Below are 18,236 nucleotides of genomic sequence, written 5' to 3' on the forward strand. Positions count from 1 at the left end.
TGAGTTGGCGGCAACACCGTCTTTACAATCATTGTGATCACATCATGTTAACTGGCCGCAGTTTACACTTTCTTGGATGACAATCACAATCCTAGGTTTTAGTAATTCTGTGTTCTATGACAGAGTATCGTTTAATCCGATCTTGACTTCAATTTAGTGGCTTAGGCTAAGTGCCCATCGTTGTGTAATCATGTCTTTACTGATTCAACCATTAAAGACAACACATTTCACTAACAAAATAGGCTGCTTGATGATTCAAGCAGCCTATTAGTTACAACACTAAAGTACGAATATCTGATAAACAGCTATTCAGATAAGTAATAAATCGCGCACCATCTGCACCATCGATAACTCGATGATCATACGACAATGACAACGGCAACATTAACCGTGGCACAAACTCTTTGCCATTCCAAACAGGCTTAAAGTCTGACTTAGACACACCCAGAATGGCAACCTCTGGCGCATTAACAATCGGCGTAAACGCCGTACCACCAATACCACCTAAACTTGAGATAGTAAAACAACCACCTTGCATATCTGCAGCCGTTAGCTTACCGCCACGGGCTTTTTTAGACACTTCTTTAAGCTCGTCAGATAATTCATGGATACCTTTTTTGTTCACATCTTTGAACACGGGCACCACAAGTCCATTAGGCGTATCAACCGCAATACCAATATTGACAAACTTCTTCAAAATTAAGCTTTCGCCATCTTCTGATAATGAAGAGTTAAAGGTCGGGAATGCTTCAAGTGCTTTAGCAACCGCTTTCATGATAAACACTAATGGCGTGATCTTCATGCCTGAGTCTTTTTTCGCTTCCAAGGCATTTTGTGCCTTACGGAAATCTTCAAGTTCAGTAATATCGGCATCATCCCACTGAGTAACATGTGGAATTTTCACCCAGTTACGATGTAAGTTTGCACCAGAGATTTTTTGAATCCGCGATAATGGCTTAACTTCTGTTTCGCCAAACTTACTAAAATCAACTTTTGGCCATGCAAGTAAGTTTAACTCACCTCCTGCGCCACCAGCAGCAGATTTTACACTGCCTGACTCAACTTGTTTAACCGCCGCTTTCACGTAATTTTGAACATCGTCCTTCATTACGCGATTTTTACGGCCAGTGCCTTTAACATTTGCTAGGTTAACACCCAGTTCACGAGCCATACGGCGTATCACAGGTGATGCATGTGCATAAGCATTGTTTTCAACAAAGTCTTCTTTCGCCGCTGCAGCAGGGGTCGCTTGAGTAACTGCAGGTGCTGCAGATGAGACCGGAGCCGCCACAGGTGCTGATGTAGCAGGTGCACTGCCAGCAACTTCAAAGGTCATAATCAACGAACCCGTTGATACCTTGTCGCCTTGCTTAATCGTAATAGCGGTCACTTTACCGGCAAAGGGTGCAGGAACTTCCATTGCTGCTTTATCACCCTCAACACTAATAAGTGCTTGCTCTTCAGTAACAGTGTCACCCACTTTTACCATGATTTCGGTGACTTCAACTTCGTCACCGCCAATATCAGGTACGTGGATATCTTGTACCGATGGCGCAGAAGAAACCACAGGAGCGGCAACTTGGGCTGGAGCGGCTGTAGTGGCAGATGGTGCAGCAGAACCTGCAACCTCAAATACCATTACAAATGATCCGGTAGAGACCTTGTCACCCACAGCCACTTTAATTTCTTTAAGCACACCCGCAAAAGGTGCAGGCACTTCCATCGCTGCTTTATCGCCTTCCACACTCAGCAGAGATTGATCTTCAGCAACACTGTCGCCAAGCTTAACCAAAATAGCGGTCACTTCGACTTCATCGTCACCAATATCAGGCACATGGACTTCTTTCAATGCTGCGGCTGAAGGAGCTTCCGCAGCAGGAGCAGGCGCAGCAGCTGGAGCAGATTTAACTTCAGCAACTGAGTCTGACTCGAATATCATAATGGCTGAGCCTGTCGCGACTTTATCACCGACTTTGACTTTAATTTCTTTTACCACACCCGCAGCAGATGCCGGTACTTCCATTGCAGCTTTATCGCCTTCAACAGAGATCAGTGACTGTTCTAACTCAACCTTGTCGCCAACGCTAACAAGAATCTCAGTTACTTCAACCTCATCTGCACCTATGTCAGGTACACTAATTTCGATTGTCATGTTATTGCCTCTTACGCGTATAGCGGATTTGTCTTGTCAGCGTCAATATTGAACTTTGCAATGGCTTTAACCACTACAGACTTGTCAATATCTCCACGTTTTACCAGTTCACTTAATGCCGCCACAACCACATAGCCAGCATTGACCTCAAAGTGACGACGTAAGTTTTCGCGGCTATCAGAGCGACCAAAACCATCAGTACCTAATACTTTGTATGATACAGAAGGCATAAATGCACGCACTTGTTCTGCGTAGTTTTTCATATAGTCTGTTGCTGCAATTGCAGGCTCAGTGCCCAGTATGGTAGTGATATACGCTTGTTTTGGCTCAGCGTCAGGATGCAACATGTTATAACGTTCAGCATCTTGGCCTTGACGCGTTAATTCGTTAAACGACGTCACAGAGAACACGTCTGATCCAACATCGTATTCTTCGCTCAATATTTGCGCAGCTTTACGTACTTCGTTCATGATAGTACCAGAGCTCATTAATTGAACTTTGTTGCTACCTTTATACGATTCTAGTTTGTAAATACCTTTACGAATACCTTCCTCACTGCCTGCTGGCATGGCTGGCATGGCGTAGTTTTCATTCATTAAGGTTAAATAGTAGAACACGTTTTCTTGATCACCATACATACGGCGAATACCGTCTTGCAAAATCACCGCAAGTTCGTATGCAAATGTAGGGTCATAAGAAATACAGTTTGGAATCGTGCTGGCTTGAACATGGCTGTGACCATCTTCATGCTGCAAACCTTCACCATTTAATGTGGTACGGCCCGCTGTAGCACCTAATAGGAAACCACGTGCTTGTTGATCGCCCGCCATCCATGCCATGTCACCAACGCGTTGGAATCCAAACATTGAATAGTAGATATAAAATGGGATCATAGGTAAATCGTTAGTGCTGTATGACGTTGCCGCAGCAACCCATGAAGACATAGCACCTAACTCATTAATACCTTCTTGCAATACCTGGCCTGATGTCGCTTCTTTATAGTAAGACACTACACTGCGGTCTTCAGGGGTATAAGCTTGCCCTTGTGGGTTATAAATACCCACTTGGCGGAATAAACCTTCCATACCAAAAGTACGTGCTTCATCAGCAATAATCGGCACAATATTTTTACCAATGCCTTCATGCTTAAGTAAAGTATTTAAGGCACGAACAAAAGACATTGTGGTAGAAATTTCACGCTTTTGCTCAACAAGCAATGCGCCAAACTCTTCTACAGTCGGTAACGATAATTTCTCGGTGAAATTAGGCAAACGTTGCGGCGTATAACCATGTAAGGCTTTACGACGTGCATGCAAATACTCATATTCTGCTGAGCCTGGCTCAAGTTTCAAATAAGGCAGTTCTGATACTTGCTCGTCACTTAATAAATCATCAATACCAAGACGGTTACGCAATTGCAGTACGTGCGTCATGTCCATCTTTTTCACGCCGTGTGCAATGTTCTTACCTTCTGCAGCTTCACCCATGCCATAACCTTTTACGGTTTTGGCTAAAATAACCGTTGGTTTGCCTTTGGTATCTTGTGCATTTTTGAACGCGGCATATAACTTAGAAGAGTCATGACCACCACGTTTAAGTGCAAACACTTGCGCATCTGTCATGTCAGATACTAGGGCCGCCGTTTCAGGATACTTACCGAAGAAATGCTCACGCACGTAAGCACCATCTTTTGACTTAAAGGTCTGATAATCACCATCAACAGTCTCGTTCATCAACTGAAGTAATTTGCCACTGGTATCTTTTGCGATTAGCGAATCCCAATTGTTACCCCAAATCACTTTAACCACGTTCCAGCCAGCGCCTCTAAACAAGCCTTCGAGTTCTTGAATAATGCTGCCGTTGCCCATTACAGGGCCGTCTAAACGTTGTAAGTTACAGTTAATTAAGAAGCATAAGTTATCTAGCTTTTCACGCGAGGCAAAAGAGATCGCGCCACGAGATTCAGGCTCGTCCATCTCACCGTCACCTAAAAAGGCATAAACACGCTGAGCTGAAGTATTCTTTAAACCACGACCATCAAGATACTTCAAAAAGCGTGCTTGATAAATCGCCGACATTGGCCCTAAACCCATTGATACGGTAGGGAATTGCCAAAATTCAGGCATTAACTTTGGATGAGGATATGACGGTAAACCTTTACCACCGACTTCTTGACGGAAGTTATCAAGCTGCTCTTCAGTTAATCGGCCTTCAACAAACGCACGAGAATAGATACCAGGAGAGATATGACCTTGGTAATAAACTAAATCACCGCCATCGACTTCGTTCGGGGCACGGAAAAAGTGGTTAAAACACACTTCGTAAAATGATGCAGCCGACTGGAAAGAAGCCATGTGGCCACCAAGGTCTAAATCTTTTTTCGATGCACGCAACACGATCATAATGGCGTTCCAACGAATAACCGAACGAATTCGACGTTCAATTGTGGTATCACCAGGGTACGCCGGCTCTTGGGTCGTAGGGATAGTGTTGATATAGTTAGTATTGATACCCGTTGCCATAGCGACACCGTCTAAACGGGCTTTATCTAGCACTTTCTCGAGTAAATACTGAGCGCGCTCTAGGCCCTCTTCACGAACCACTGATTCTAAAGCAGACAACCACTCATTCGTTTCTAGCGGGTCAATATCATTTAGCATATGTTCAGACATTGCAGTCTTTTCCTATACGTTATACCTAAGACACCATTGAGAGTGTTTAGTGTATGTTAATAATAAAAAATCTTGTTAGCGACAGGCTTTGGTCTTGTTTAACTCACCTATACGCCACTCTTTAAACGGCGCAAGCTACGCTGCAACCGACTATCTTCTTCTCTTACTGACAACATGACTTCTTCGATATAGCTTAAATGCTCATTCGACGCTTCACGTGCCGCATCAGGGTCTCGGCGCACAATCGCCGCCAATAACGCGCGGCGGTGATCATTTGCCATAGTGGAAGCTTCTTCACGACGACTAAGAAGTTCCAAATTTTGCGCCACGTTTTTATGCAGCACAGGGGTTAAACTTAATACTAAATGAAGCATTGCCACATTGTGTGACGCCTCGGCTACGGCGCGATAAAAACGCACAATCGCATCCGCTTGCTCTTCAATACTGGGGGCATTTTCCACATCTAAAATACTATTTTGAATATTTTTCATGTCGGCGTCAGTGCCGCGTAGTGCAGCAAAATACGCCATCATGCCTTCGGTGGCATGACGAAATTCAAGTAAATCGTATTGGCTTTCAGAATCGTTATGCATCAACTCAACAATAGGATCAGCAAGGCTTTGCCAGAGTTGTTCTTTAACATAAGTGCCACCGCCTTGACGGCGCATTAATAAACCTTTTGCTTCGAGCTTTTGAATGGCTTCGCGCAATGAAGGGCGCGACACTTCAAACTGGACCGCAAGTTCACGTTCAGGAGGTAATTTCTGGCCAGGCTGTAAACTGCCCTCAAGGATCATGCGCTCAAGTTGCTCCATGATCACATCAGAAATTTTTGGCTGGTTAATCTTACTGTAAGCCATAATTGCGCTCAAACTCCCTTGAAAGCCTTATTGTAAATTGGTCTTACCAATTTATGTGAGAGCGCGCACTTTATCAAATCATCCTATTGATGTCTAGTTTCTAGCATAGTCACCAATTGCACTCTCAGATAAAGCAGCATAAACGAAAAAAATCGTTAAGGGGTCAGACCATTTGACAAAAGCCCGAAAAACACCATATCTAGGCTAACTAATGATCCCAAATATGGTCAAAACAGACACAAAAGTAAGCAGCAAAGTAAAGTTGCGTTTGGTCAGCGCCAATAGGGCTAATGTTGGTTGCACGCTAACAGGAGCAGGCCCAGCCTCAGGCAAAGACTCAGCCGCTAACGCAGTTTCAGTGACGACTAATTTAGCGCTACTGCGGGTATCGAACGCCCGTTTTCGCCAGGCTGTTAGCCCTTGTGAAAATTGCCCACTTAACACATATCCGAAACTGAATATTCTGCTAGGCAACCAATCAAACAATCGCTGTAGGTGATCGATTAAGGGTAAAGACAAATCTTGTTTAATGTTTAAATCATAATAAAATCGAATGCTGCAATATAACACCGCCCCTACTGGGCCAAAACACACCAGAAACAAGGCTACAGCACCATAGTAACGATAATTAATCCACGCGACACTTTGGCCCACTTTAATGCCTAAATCACGCTCATCTACCGCATCAATACATTCGCTGCAATCAAGCTCTGCGGCGTAGCGATAACACGCTTGCACATCACCTCGACATGCCGCTTGCACGTATTTTTTGAAAATATCGCGTAAATCCTGATGGCTAAAACACACTAAAGTCACCACAACCCACAGCAATAAACTCAGTAAATCGAACACTAAGCCATTCACTAACAACCCAATAGCAAACACCACAAAAGACGGTAATACTACCGCTATCGCTACACCTAAATCGGTTGATAACGACTTTTTATCCCAAAACTGTTTGTGATAACGCAGCATCAAGGTGTCAAATTGTAGACTGACCGGGAGTAATTTTAGTCGCTCGACTAAAATAGCGACCAGTAGCGCAAATAAAGCCATCTTGTATCCTTAGGATGTAATAAAAGCATTACGCTCAATCATGTAAAATAAGTTTAACGGTAAGCCTTTACCATTATTTTAGCGCTAATTAGGTTAACCCATCGCCTAAACCAAGCGCTTGTCGATACCTTAGCCAGTCAAAACTATTGCCAGGGTCGGTTTTACGGCCAGGGGCAATATCACAATGGCCAACTATCCGTACTGGGTTAATCATAGGGTATTGCGCCATAATCTCCAGTGTTAGTTGTGCAAGGTTAAGGTATTGCGCATCTGTATAGGCAATATCATCCGTGCCTTCTAGCTCAATACCAATGGCAAAATCATTACAATTGGTTCTACCCTCAAACTCAGATACCCCAGCATGCCACGCCCTATCATCACAACTGACATATTGAACAATTTCACCGTCGCGGCGAATTAAAAAATGCGCCGACACTTGTAAACCCGCTAAATCGACAAAAGAATCGTCGGCAGCGCTTGCTGCATCAGTTTCTAAGCAGCCCTGAAATAATGCATCAATATAAGGTAAACCAAAACGGCCTGCAGGCAGGCTAATATTGTGGATAACCAGTAAGCTCACTTCATTATTAGGTCGTGCATTAAAATGCGGCGATATACAGCGGCGCGCTTGAGCCAACCAACCTAAAGACATACTTGTGTGTGATTTCATATTATATTCTTGTCAATGTTAAGGCCTATTGCATCCTATCTGGGTTCAGTTTCATTCTAAACAAGCCACTTCTATAGCGTTGTAACTAATAATGAATTGTGCAATACCTCATACAGGTTCCAGCAATGTGGTAAGCGAATAAATTAACAGTAAAATAGCATTAATACCACGGTCACAGCACTCACAACCCATTCAAAGTTATGTTAATCTATTAGCTTACACAGTGTTTTGTGTGACCTTTTATTCAAAACCTCGTCACCCAATATTCGCAAGGATTTAGCTTATGTTTGAAAATGATATCCGCCATGCAGTGAAAACCGCATTAAATGAAGACCTAGGGTATAGCGAACATCAAAATGTTGAACAAATGCTCAAAGCCGATATTACCGCACAGCTTATTCCCGCTGACAAACACGTAGAAGGCAGCTTAATCACCCGTGAAGAAGGCGTATTTTGCGGCAAAGCCTGGGCAGAACAAGTGTTTAATCAGCTAGGCGGTGAAGTTGCCTTGCATTGGCACGTAGACGATGGCGACTTAGTCGTACCCAACCAAGTGTTATGTGACTTATCCGGTCCAGCCCGCGTCATTTTAACCGGCGAGCGCACCGCCATGAACTTTATTCAAACCTTATCAGGCGTCGCAAGTTTAACTAAACTGTATGTTAATAAACTCGCCGGCACCCATACTCGTTTACTCGACACCCGTAAAACCATTCCAGGCCTGCGCACCGCACAAAAATATGCGGTAACCTGTGGTGGGGGTAAAAATCATCGCATAGGCTTGTTTGACGCCTTCTTAATTAAAGAAAATCACATCATGGCCTGCGGTGGCATTGCCCAGGCGATACAAGCTGCCCGCAAACTACACAGTGACAAACCCGTAGAAGTGGAAGTGGAATCTATTGCCGAGCTCACTCAAGCATTAGACGGTGGAAGCGACATCATCATGCTAGACAACTTTGATATCACCATGATGTTTGAAGCTGTCGCCTTAAATCAAACTTACAAAGATGCAGGCAAAGGCGCAAAACTAGAAGTGTCAGGTAATGTCACCATTGACACCTTAGCCGACTTTGCTAAAACAGGCGTCGATTACATCTCTGTAGGCGCACTGACCAAACATGTAAAAGCGTTAGACTTGTCATTGCGACTAAAAGGATAAAACTACTACGATAGCTCACCGCTTCAATTAAGTGAGAAGCGGTAAGCTGTGCTGAGAAGTGATGCCCTAAACTGAGAAACGGTGAGTTGTACTAAAAGTGGCGAGTTGTAATAAGAAGCGCTGAGCTAACATTAACATCCTAAGCGTAACAAATCCTTTACTCGCACTAAAACGCCGATGCCTAAATGTGCTAATACACCTACTGTCGGCAGCAAGTTGAAGCGTCAGTTTTATGACCTAACACTTTCGACTGTCAAAAATTAGCCCTTTTAAGTCAATAGTCAAAAAACAGTTGCAATATTTCATCCTAAAAACTGCCAAGTACAGAATATTTAAACATTAATTTCACTTTTACCGGATAAAAGTATTCCATTTTAGGTCACTTTATACTAACGTTTGCATTAGGCGAGTGGCCTTTCGGCCAGAACTTGATTTATTAAGAGTGTGTTTTGCAAACAACAGCCTATTTTTGACAAAGTTTACTGATAAATGATGTTACAAAATTGTGTTTTTATGAAATACTTGCTCTAGAAACAAGCAAATCAGCCGAAAAGTCATGTGTAGTTAGTTATAAATACTTGTTGGCACTTTGTTAAAAAGTGACATAGGCTTAAAAAGCCCTACAAAATGTTTAAAGCCTAGCTAAACTGATTAAACGTTGACTAAACCAAAGTTGATTACAACAAAAACTGAATTCATTGTTATTCAATGACTTCAACACTAGCAAATAATATGTGCCCGTAAGGCTTCGGCAACGATGGATGCCACTGAACATGTAACAAACTGCAATGAGTTAAAATCCTTGTAGCCCGATATACAGTTCAGTACCTAGGATTGGACAGGCCCAAGCACATTTACGGAGAGAAAAAATGAAAAGCATTAACCAAATCAAAAACGCTAAGGGCTTTACCCTTATTGAATTAATGATCGTAGTCGCGATCATCGGTATTTTAGCGGCAATCGCATTGCCTGCTTATCAAGAATATGTGAACAAGAGTAAAATTAACTCTTGTTTAGGCGAAGCTGCGGCAATATCAAAAGCAACTGCGGCATCAATTATAGCTGAAACAAAAGTTCCAACTTACGCACCCGTTGCATGCGCATCTGGTACTGGTTTGCCAACAGATTTAGCATCGTTAACAACTGCAGCAGATGCTACATTTGTGTCACGTGATGCTGCTAAAAAAACAATTACATGTAAAATGGATACAGTTACATGTTCAGCAGCTAGCTAATTTTAATTGCTCGTAATAATGCCGTTTACCTAATGTGAACGGCATTATTATTTTAGTTACCTCAGCGTCGTATCTAAGGTGAGACCGTGAATATTTTTTAAAAAAGTAGTTTTGTTTTAGCCCTGAAAATCTTCATGGCTTGGATGACTTCTTGTTTTATGTTTGCAGGTTAAACGTATAGCTAAAAAAAACAAACACTCAGTCGGTTGCTCTGGCAACGGGTCCTCTGAATAACCTTAAGTAAATAAACTTATTCTTGTAGTGGCCTTTAAGGTTGACTCACAATTCTTGCTGACACTATTTGTCATTTGATTTAAGAACCCTATACGATTTCCAGAGTTATCGACTTAGTAGCCCATTAACCCATATCCTTGGAAATAAAGCAGTATTTAACTCTAAATGCTTGTAAGAACATAAAAAAAAACAGCTTATAAGAGTCACAGACAAAAACAGCATAACCCTTACAGAAACCGCAACTTGGTTAATATTACGAGACCCATCCTGTATTTGAATGACTAATAAAAATACAAACAATAGTTGTGCAAACGGCATCACTGCCACACCACTAAAAAGTGAATAAATAAGACCGGATAACACAGCATAAACAATTGGCATTATTGAGATGTTTTTAGCCTGTTTTAAAATGTTTAATCTGTTATACATACGACTGAACACCCATGCACTTCCTAAGATGCAGGTTATAACGCCATACTCATAAAGTAACTGAACAATAGCATTGTGCGGGTGAGCATTCAGTAATGGTTTCCCTTCAGCCCAAGCAAAACTCATCGGCCCAAAACCAAGCCATAAACTGTCTGGAATTGATGTTAAGACATAAAGCCATAAGTCTATACGTCCAGAACTGCTGGTTCTTATTTGGAAGTTTGCACTGTCCATTAGCCAATACGGAATAATGATGATAAATACTATCCATAAACATATCCCCACTAGCATTGTTTGTAGTAGTGGATAAATAAAACTTCTTCGGTTCTCTTTACATAAAAAACAACTCAGTAGAGTTACCGCCAAAATCAGTGAGAGCATCCCGCCTCTCGCTTCTGTCTGCAACAACACCATCCAATGTAATGCAATGACGATAAAAGTCCCAGTTCTGAACTTAGCTAAATTTTGTTTGAAAAAAGGCAAAAAAAGCATTGGAATTATCATTACTTGCAATTGGTTGAAGAAGCGCACATTAACATAACCAGAAATTAAGCCATGAATATCAAAGTTTTGAGCATCCAGATAAGAAAAAATTAAAAACAATATGTATTTAACCAGTGTAAACACCGAAAAGAGTAAAGCGCTGACATATACACCAAAATGAACAGTCTCTGATTCAAGAGCCCTAATGCAAGTGGTAAACAACAAAAATACGGTGATCAACAACACAATATTAGCAATTTCAACCATACCCCAGAATAGGTGCTGATTAATTAACGCAGAAATAATTGCTAGTGTAAAAAAGATCATGCACATCAATTTAGTTACAGTTGAAAATCGAATAAATTCGACATGCTTCACAAAGCATAAACCAAGTGATGAAAACCAAACAAAACCAATAACCAGAAAACGCTTTATATCGTATTCATTATCAATACCTATAGCGTGTGCGAAATCAACAGCAAATACAGTTCCCAGCAAAAAAATACATGCGAACAGCAAAAAAAATACTTTGGAAAACGTTTTTAATTGCATGATTAGTACTATCATCCTTTAAGTATCAACAAATTAGATTATCATAATTATGTATTTGCCCTGTGTCACGTTACGTTTGTTAAAGCAAAGTAACTTTAGCTTCATCACTTGTTGCTTTGTTACTTTCGCATTCCGCTCATAAGGTTATCTTCTCAGCGCTCCAAAAGGTTATTTATGACACTAAAATCTAGTCTATAAATAATTCACGATTGAGCTATAGTTATTCAATGATACAATCTATTTTCGGCGCGTATCTATTTAACTTAAAAAGTGATAATTTAATCAGTTAGCGAATATCAATGAAATTTTAAAAACGTTATTGTTTTAGCACTTGGGTATAAATGGAGACCCCATGCCTTCTACTAACTTACACTTGGGATTATCTACACTGTTTATTCGTAAGGGACTCCTTAGCGAAGAACAACTTTCGCGCGCCATTGCAGAATCAAGAAAGTCAAAACACTCACTCGTCGGTACGCTGGTTCGCTCTAAAGCGCTTTCATCGCGTGAAATTGCCGAGTTATGCTATGAAGAATATGGCACTCCATTACTCGATTTAAATGAATTCGACGTTACAAATATAGCCGAAGACTTACTAAACAAAAAACTCATTTCCAAACACGGATGTTTGCCACTGTTTAAGCGCGGCAATCGTTTGTATATCGCCACCTCTGACCCCACCAATATTGCGGCATTAGAAGATTTTCAATTCAGTTTAGGCCTACACGCTGAAGCCATTCTGGTGGAAGATGATAAACTGCATAAAGTGTTAGAAAAAGTGCTAGAAGAAGATTTAAACAGTTTAGGTTTAGACGGTATTGATGAAGAGGCATTAGCAGGACTGGAAGTTGCTGATACCGACAAACGTGAAGATGAATCCTCAGGTGACAGCAGCGATGATGCTCCAATCGTTATTTATATTAATAAAATTCTTACCGATGCCATACGAAAAGGTGCCTCCGACTTACACTTTGAACCCTATGAAAAACGCTATCGCATTCGCTTTAGAATTGACGGCATCTTACACGAAGTATCGCAACCGCCGGTCAATTTAAGTAACCGAATTTCAGCCCGCCTAAAGGTGATGTCAAAATTGGACATTGCAGAGCGCCGAGTGCCACAGGATGGCCGAATTAAGATGAAGCTGTCACGGACTAAATCAATCGATTTTCGTGTCAGCAGCTTGCCCACTATTTGGGGCGAAAAAATTGTAATGCGTATTTTAGATTCCTCATCGGCGCAATTGGGCATTGAAAAGCTTGGTTATGAAGATGACCAACGTTTGCTGTATGAAGAAATGCTCGCCAAACCCCAGGGGATGATTCTGGTTACCGGCCCAACTGGTTCGGGTAAAACGGTATCCTTGTATACTGGTCTTAATATATTAAACACTGAAGAGCGCAATATTTCTACCGCAGAAGATCCGGTAGAAATTAACTTAGAAGGCGTTAATCAGGTTCATATTAACCTTAAAGCAGGTTTAACCTTTGCCTCAGCACTACGTTCATTCCTGCGCCAAGACCCTGACGTGGTGATGGTCGGTGAAATTCGTGATTTAGAAACAGCCGAAATTGCCATTAAGGCCGCGCAAACCGGTCACTTGGTGCTATCAACATTACACACTAACTCGGCAGCAGAAACCCTTACCCGTTTAATTAATATGGGTGTGCCCGGCTATAACATTGCTAGCTCAGTGAATTTAATTATTGCCCAGCGTTTAGCAAGACGTTTATGCCCTGAATGTAAACAAGCTGAAGATGTACCCGCAGCAGAATTATTGCGCCTTGGTTTTAATCAACAAAACATTGATGCAGGGTTTACTGTTTATAAACCCTGTGGCTGTGATTTATGTTCCGGCGGCTACAAAGGTCGCGTCGGTATTTATGAAGTAATGAAAATATCTGATGCCATTGCGCGTACGATTATGGAAAGTGGTAATTCTTTGCAGATTGCCCAACAGGCAAAATCCGAGGGTATGCGCGATTTGCGTCAATCCGGGTTACTGAAAGTAGTCCATGGTGTCACCAGCATCGCTGAAGTCAATCGTGTTACTAGTTTTAACTAACTAAAACCAGCATTGACAGGATCGGTTTTTAACTTAGATATTTGCTAACAATTCGCTTACAATTATAAAAAACAATCAAAATGTGAGCCTAATTTCAAGGAATCGCTTTATGGCAACGGCAGCGGCGAAAAGAAAATCCCGTTCAAGTAAAAAGGTAGTTAAACATCAGCCTAAGGTGTTGACCTTTGAGTGGAAAGGAACAAATCGCGATGGTAAACGCACATCAGGTGAGCTCAGAGGCCATACTATAGCGGAAATAAGAAGTACTCTTAAAGCACAGGGTGTTACCCCTAAAAGTGTAAGAAAGAAAGCTGCACCGTTATTTAAAACTGAGAAAAAAATCACTGCAATGGACATTGCAATGATTACCCGCCAAATAGCCACCATGTTAGCTGCTGGAGTGCCGTTAGTGACCACTATAGAGTTATTAGGCCGTGGCCATGAAAAAGCCAAAGTGCGTGAGTTGCTTGCTGGTATTTTATCAGATGTCCAATCGGGTATTCCGTTGTCTGATGCGCTTCGACCACACCGCAGATATTTTGACGATCTTTATGTAGATTTAGTCGCTGCGGGTGAGCATTCTGGCTCACTCGAGGCGGTATTTGATCGCTTAGCGACATATCGTGAAAAAGCTGAGCAACTCAAATCGAAAATCAAAAAAGCCATGTTTTATCCGGCTGCAGTCGTTGTTGTTGCCATTGGTGTTACCGTTTTATTATTACTATTTGTGGTCCCCCAATTTGAAAGTATTTTTGCAGGTTTTGGCGCAGAGCTTCCCGCTTTCACACAGCTAATAGTTGGTATATCACGATGGCTTCAATCCTCTTGGTATTATTTTGCTATCGCAATAGTGGCTGGTATATGGTTATTTGTAAGGGCACACCGAAACTCTCAGTTAGTAAGAGATAGAGTAGATATAACCGTTTTAAAAATCCCTGTTGTTGGTGATATTTTGCATAAAGCAGCTATGGCAAGATTTGCCAGAACACTAGCAACCACTTTTTCTGCAGGTGTTCCATTAATCGATGGCCTCGAATCTGCTGCTGGAGCCTCAGGTAATTACGTATATCGCAGCGCTTTACTAAGTGTGCGCCAAGAAGTCATGTCAGGTATGCAAATGAACGTTGCCATGCGCACGACTAAATTATTCCCTGATATGTTGATTCAAATGGTCATGATTGGTGAAGAGTCAGGTGGCTTAGATGAAATGCTCAATAAAGTCGCCAATATCTATGAAATGCAAGTCGATGATGCCGTAGACGGACTATCCAGCTTAATTGAACCTATCATGATGGTAGTCATCGGTACATTAGTTGGTGGGTTAATTATTGGTATGTATTTACCTATTTTCCAAATGGGTAATATTGTTGGCGGTTAGCCTATACATAACATATGCCTCTTCCCACAAATCTAACACAAGAATAATATGACTGAATTTATCTCAATTTTGATTACCACAATGAGCCAATATCCTTGGGCTTTTGTGGTAATTAGCTTTATCTTTGCCGCCACTATTGGCAGCTTTCTCAATGTGGTTATTCACCGTTTACCGGTAATGATGAAGCGTGAATGGCAAAGTGAATGTAATTTTTACTTAACTGAATATCATCCTGATATCGTCCAGCAAGTCGGTGAAAAACGCTTAGCTAAATCGATAGATGAGTTCCCAGTAAAGTATAACCTTATAGTGCCAGGCTCCGCTTGTCCGAAATGTAAGGCCAATATCAAACCTTGGCATAATTTACCCGTTTTAGGTTGGTTAATTTTAAAAGGTCAATGCGCCAGCTGTAAGACTGCTATTTCAGCTCGTTATCCAGTGATGGAATTGATTACCGGTGTAATGGTGGCCACCTTAGCGTTTTATTTTGGCCCTACGACTCAATTTCTGTTTGCCGCGATACTGACGTTCTTTTTGGTAGCGTTAACCGGCATTGATTTAGATGAAATGCTATTACCCGATCAACTCACCTTACCCTTACTCTGGTTAGGGCTGCTAATCAACTTGCAAGGAGTGTTTACCAGTTCTAGCGATGCATTAATTGGCGCAGCTGCCGGATACTTAAGTCTTTGGTCGGTATTTTGGCTATTTAAGCTAGTCACAGGCAAAGAAGGTATGGGTTATGGTGATTTTAAATTAATGGCGGTATTCGGTGCATGGCTAGGTTGGCAAATGCTACCACTGATCATTTTATTATCATCGTTAGTGGGCGCTATTGTGGGCATCACTATGATAGCGACCAAAAAACTGCATGCCGGTAAACCTATTCCGTTTGGCCCATATATTGCGCTAGCCGGCTGGATAGCCCTTATTTGGGGCCAAGATATCATTAACTGGTATTTGAGTACGCTTATTTAATGCTAACTAATTTATCCAAACAATCACATGTCTAATTTTATTGTCGGTCTTACTGGCGGCATTGGCAGCGGCAAAACCACAGTTGCTAATTTATTTGCTGATTTAGGCATCACCTTAGTTGATGCCGACATTGTCGCCAGACAAGTAGTAGAGCCAAACTCAAGCGGTTTACAACAGATTATCCAACATTTCGGTGCGGATATATGTCTGGCCGATGGTTCGTTAAATCGCAGCAAGCTGAGAGATATTATTTTTAACCAACCAGAACAGCGCAACTGGTTAAATAACTTATTACATCCAATGATCCGTAATGCTATGTTACAGCAGGTAAAAAATGCTGTATCTGACTATGTCATTTTGGTTGTTCCCTTGCTATTTGAGAATGGGTTAGATAAGTTAGTCAATACTACTTTAGTAGTGGACATTTCACCTGAGTTGCAAATTTCAAGGACGAGTAAACGTGATAACGTGGCTTCAACGCAAGTTGAACAAATTATTCAAAGCCAAATATCACGTCAACAACGATTATCTAAAGCCGATGATATTGTTGATAATCAAGGAGAGTTAAACGTGCTACGGGACAAAGTAGCTTTGTTACATCACAAATATTTGAAATTGGCGAAAACAATTAACTCCGATGACTGAACTAATATACGAACAACCACTAAATGAAAAAATTCGTAGTTATTTACGGTTAGAATATCTGTCGACACAAATACAAGCTAATTTGACCCAAGATCATCAACATCGCTGTTTTTATCCGCTATTTTCGCTTTGTGAATTAACCGACCGTTGTGACTATCGATCCGATGTATTAAAAGATATCGACCGCCATATAATAATGTTGTCAAAGTGGCTCGAATTACCCCATGTTGATAAAGTACAAATTAACGAGTTGATAGATCGTTTAGCACAAGCAAAAGCTCAGTTACAAACCTCAGATAGAATTGGCGTCCATCTTAAGAAAGATAAATTTATTTCTGCATTACGACAGCGTTTTGGAATGCCTGGAGCTTGTTGTAACTTCGATTTGCCCCAATTACACTTTTGGTTAGCTAAACCCTGGAAAGAACGTCAAATTGATCTTCAATGCTGGGTTGATCAATTTCAACCTCTGCTTACCCCAATCACCTTATTACTTGAACTTATCCGCAGTACTGCAGATTTTTGTCCTACTGAAGCAAAAGCAGGTTTTTATCAAGGTGATAGCGGACAACCTCTTGCGTTAGTTCGCGTTAAAGTGGACGTATCTCAAGGGTGTTACCCAACAATTAGTGGCCACCGTAACCGTTACGCCATTCACTTTGTTGATTTTGACCAACATCGCCATACCGACAAAACAATTCAATTCTTGCTAGCTACTTGCAGCTAAACCTTTTAAGATCATGCTGAATCTTACTTCTTCATTATTCAAGTATATAAATTATGCCATTGACTGTTAATTGCCCCATCTGTAAAACCCAAGTTGAATGGGTAGCTGAATCTAAATTTAAACCCTTTTGCAGTGAGCGCTGTAAATTGATTGACCTAGGTGACTGGGCTGATGAAAAACATGTTATTCCCGTTACTGCACCACTAGACCCTGATATGTATGATGACTTAGGTTATGACGAACTGGGATTAAACGAATCCTCTTTCTTTAAAGAAGACTAACTCTACCTAAGCGATATTGGGATACACATTATGCAAAAGCGAATTCATGTGGCCGTTGGTGTCATCATTAACCAAGATAATCATATTCTATTGGCTAAAAGGCACGGACACCTTCACCAAGGTGGTAAATGGGAATTCCCAGGCGGTAAGGTGGAAGTCAGTGAAACAGTCACAGAGGCATTAATTAGAGAGCTAAAAGAAGAAGTAAACTTAGATGTAACCACCTCTATACCCTTCATGGATATTATTCATGATTATCCAGATAAACATGTCAGATTAGATATTCATTTAGTCACTGATTTTTCAAATCAAGCAAAGGGTTTAGAAGGACAGCAGATACAATGGGTGCCAATCAATCAGCTTCAGCAATTTGATTTTCCAGAAGCGAATCAAGCAATAGTTGATAAAATTTTAGCTGAATTAGCCTAGCTCTATTCTGCAGTAATAGTGTAAATAGCCACAACATATTTGTGTGGGCTTTTTGTATTCATCACTAAAAAAACCTCACTACATTTGATCATTATTTTCACATGGGTATATCGGCTACACAACTGCCATTCCATAATATCATTCCCTAATATCAAAGATTAGTTCAACACAAATCATAGACGTAAAAAGCCCGTTACTTCAGTAACGGGCTTATCACTACTCTTGCGA

Annotated in this window: 15 protein-coding genes; 9 read left to right on the forward strand and 6 right to left on the reverse strand. The window is 41.3% G+C overall.

The genetic code is table 11. The annotated features are described in order from the left end of the window. Window positions 1-271: 271 nt before the first annotated feature. The 5 genes from aceF to ampD form a co-directional block, all read right to left on the reverse strand. Window positions 272-2,152, reverse strand: coding sequence for a pyruvate dehydrogenase complex dihydrolipoyllysine-residue acetyltransferase (gene aceF, locus ACRWQN_RS18960; protein WP_434939334.1), 1,881 nt, complete (start codon window positions 2,150-2,152; stop codon window positions 272-274). Window positions 2,153-2,163: 11 nt separating this feature from the next. After that, entirely contained in the window at window positions 2,164-4,824 is a 2,661-nt protein-coding gene (aceE, locus tag ACRWQN_RS18965) for a pyruvate dehydrogenase (acetyl-transferring), homodimeric type (protein ID WP_434939335.1), read from the reverse strand. Between the two features lie 107 nt (window positions 4,825-4,931). Then, complete coding sequence (gene pdhR / locus ACRWQN_RS18970) at window positions 4,932-5,684, reverse strand: pyruvate dehydrogenase complex transcriptional repressor PdhR (RefSeq protein WP_226412775.1); 753 nt, start codon at window positions 5,682-5,684, stop codon at window positions 4,932-4,934. Between the two features lie 204 nt (window positions 5,685-5,888). After that, window positions 5,889-6,740: a beta-lactamase regulator AmpE gene (gene ampE / locus ACRWQN_RS18975; protein ID WP_434927430.1), complete on the reverse strand. Its 852-nt coding sequence runs from the start codon at window positions 6,738-6,740 to the stop codon at window positions 5,889-5,891. A gap of 88 nt (window positions 6,741-6,828) precedes the next feature. Next, window positions 6,829-7,410, reverse strand: a complete 582-nt coding sequence (gene ampD, locus ACRWQN_RS18980; protein ID WP_434939336.1) for a 1,6-anhydro-N-acetylmuramyl-L-alanine amidase AmpD — start codon at window positions 7,408-7,410, stop codon at window positions 6,829-6,831. A 283-nt stretch (window positions 7,411-7,693) separates the two neighbouring features. Between ampD and nadC the strand changes: the two genes are divergently transcribed. Together nadC and ACRWQN_RS18990 are read left to right on the forward strand one after the other, a co-directional pair. Next, complete coding sequence (nadC, locus tag ACRWQN_RS18985) at window positions 7,694-8,572, forward strand: carboxylating nicotinate-nucleotide diphosphorylase (RefSeq protein ID WP_434939337.1); 879 nt, start codon at window positions 7,694-7,696, stop codon at window positions 8,570-8,572. Window positions 8,573-9,441: 869 nt separating this feature from the next. Then, window positions 9,442-9,807, forward strand: a complete 366-nt coding sequence (locus ACRWQN_RS18990; RefSeq protein WP_434939338.1) for a prepilin-type N-terminal cleavage/methylation domain-containing protein — start codon at window positions 9,442-9,444, stop codon at window positions 9,805-9,807. Between the two features lie 339 nt (window positions 9,808-10,146). Here ACRWQN_RS18990 and ACRWQN_RS18995 read toward each other — a convergent pair whose 3' ends face one another. Beyond that, window positions 10,147-11,505 (reverse strand): O-antigen ligase family protein, encoded by a 1,359-nt coding sequence (locus tag ACRWQN_RS18995; RefSeq protein ID WP_434939339.1) that lies wholly within the window; start codon window positions 11,503-11,505, stop codon window positions 10,147-10,149. A gap of 352 nt (window positions 11,506-11,857) precedes the next feature. On the opposite strand from ACRWQN_RS18995, the gene pilB reads away from it, so the two are divergent. From pilB to mutT, 7 genes are all read left to right on the forward strand, one after another. Beyond that, window positions 11,858-13,570, forward strand: coding sequence for a type IV-A pilus assembly ATPase PilB (gene pilB, locus ACRWQN_RS19000; RefSeq protein ID WP_434939340.1), 1,713 nt, complete (start codon window positions 11,858-11,860; stop codon window positions 13,568-13,570). A gap of 109 nt (window positions 13,571-13,679) precedes the next feature. Then, complete coding sequence (locus ACRWQN_RS19005) at window positions 13,680-14,948, forward strand: type II secretion system F family protein (protein ID WP_434939341.1); 1,269 nt, start codon at window positions 13,680-13,682, stop codon at window positions 14,946-14,948. Between the two features lie 48 nt (window positions 14,949-14,996). Further along, window positions 14,997-15,926 carry a prepilin peptidase gene (locus tag ACRWQN_RS19010; protein WP_434939342.1) on the forward strand — a complete coding sequence of 310 codons (930 nt, stop codon included), beginning with the start codon at window positions 14,997-14,999 and terminating at the stop codon, window positions 15,924-15,926. 27 nt (window positions 15,927-15,953) lie between these two features. After that, entirely contained in the window at window positions 15,954-16,571 is a 618-nt protein-coding gene (gene coaE, locus ACRWQN_RS19015) for a dephospho-CoA kinase (RefSeq protein ID WP_434930994.1), read from the forward strand. Continuing rightward, window positions 16,564-17,298, forward strand: a complete 735-nt coding sequence (gene zapD, locus ACRWQN_RS19020) for a cell division protein ZapD (protein WP_434939343.1) — start codon at window positions 16,564-16,566, stop codon at window positions 17,296-17,298. The genes coaE and zapD overlap by 8 nt, the downstream gene beginning before the upstream one ends. Before the next feature lie 53 nt (window positions 17,299-17,351). Next, window positions 17,352-17,579, forward strand: a complete 228-nt coding sequence (yacG, locus tag ACRWQN_RS19025) for a DNA gyrase inhibitor YacG (RefSeq protein ID WP_226412757.1) — start codon at window positions 17,352-17,354, stop codon at window positions 17,577-17,579. Window positions 17,580-17,609: 30 nt separating this feature from the next. Then, window positions 17,610-18,008, forward strand: a complete 399-nt coding sequence (gene mutT / locus ACRWQN_RS19030) for an 8-oxo-dGTP diphosphatase MutT (protein WP_434927439.1) — start codon at window positions 17,610-17,612, stop codon at window positions 18,006-18,008. Window positions 18,009-18,236: the final 228 nt, after the last annotated feature.

Source organism: Shewanella sp. HL-SH8, from assembly GCF_051165765.1.
In the GTDB taxonomy this organism is placed as follows: Bacteria; Pseudomonadota; Gammaproteobacteria; order Enterobacterales; family Shewanellaceae; genus Shewanella; species Shewanella glacialimarina.

Coding starts and splice junctions, on each gene's coding strand:
- zapD (WP_434939343.1), top strand. CDS start 16,564: ATGACTGAACTAATATACGAACAACCACTAAATGAAAAAATTCGTAGT.
- pdhR (WP_226412775.1), bottom strand. CDS start 5,684: ATGGCTTACAGTAAGATTAACCAGCCAAAAATTTCTGATGTGATCATG.
- aceF (WP_434939334.1), bottom strand. CDS start 2,152: ATGACAATCGAAATTAGTGTACCTGACATAGGTGCAGATGAGGTTGAA.
- ACRWQN_RS18995 (WP_434939339.1), bottom strand. CDS start 11,505: ATGCAATTAAAAACGTTTTCCAAAGTATTTTTTTTGCTGTTCGCATGT.
- coaE (WP_434930994.1), top strand. CDS start 15,954: ATGTCTAATTTTATTGTCGGTCTTACTGGCGGCATTGGCAGCGGCAAA.
- pilB (WP_434939340.1), top strand. CDS start 11,858: ATGCCTTCTACTAACTTACACTTGGGATTATCTACACTGTTTATTCGT.
- ampE (WP_434927430.1), bottom strand. CDS start 6,740: ATGGCTTTATTTGCGCTACTGGTCGCTATTTTAGTCGAGCGACTAAAA.
- yacG (WP_226412757.1), top strand. CDS start 17,352: ATGCCATTGACTGTTAATTGCCCCATCTGTAAAACCCAAGTTGAATGG.
- ampD (WP_434939336.1), bottom strand. CDS start 7,410: ATGAAATCACACACAAGTATGTCTTTAGGTTGGTTGGCTCAAGCGCGC.
- nadC (WP_434939337.1), top strand. CDS start 7,694: ATGTTTGAAAATGATATCCGCCATGCAGTGAAAACCGCATTAAATGAA.
- ACRWQN_RS19010 (WP_434939342.1), top strand. CDS start 14,997: ATGACTGAATTTATCTCAATTTTGATTACCACAATGAGCCAATATCCT.
- aceE (WP_434939335.1), bottom strand. CDS start 4,824: ATGTCTGAACATATGCTAAATGATATTGACCCGCTAGAAACGAATGAG.
- ACRWQN_RS18990 (WP_434939338.1), top strand. CDS start 9,442: ATGAAAAGCATTAACCAAATCAAAAACGCTAAGGGCTTTACCCTTATT.
- mutT (WP_434927439.1), top strand. CDS start 17,610: ATGCAAAAGCGAATTCATGTGGCCGTTGGTGTCATCATTAACCAAGAT.
- ACRWQN_RS19005 (WP_434939341.1), top strand. CDS start 13,680: ATGGCAACGGCAGCGGCGAAAAGAAAATCCCGTTCAAGTAAAAAGGTA.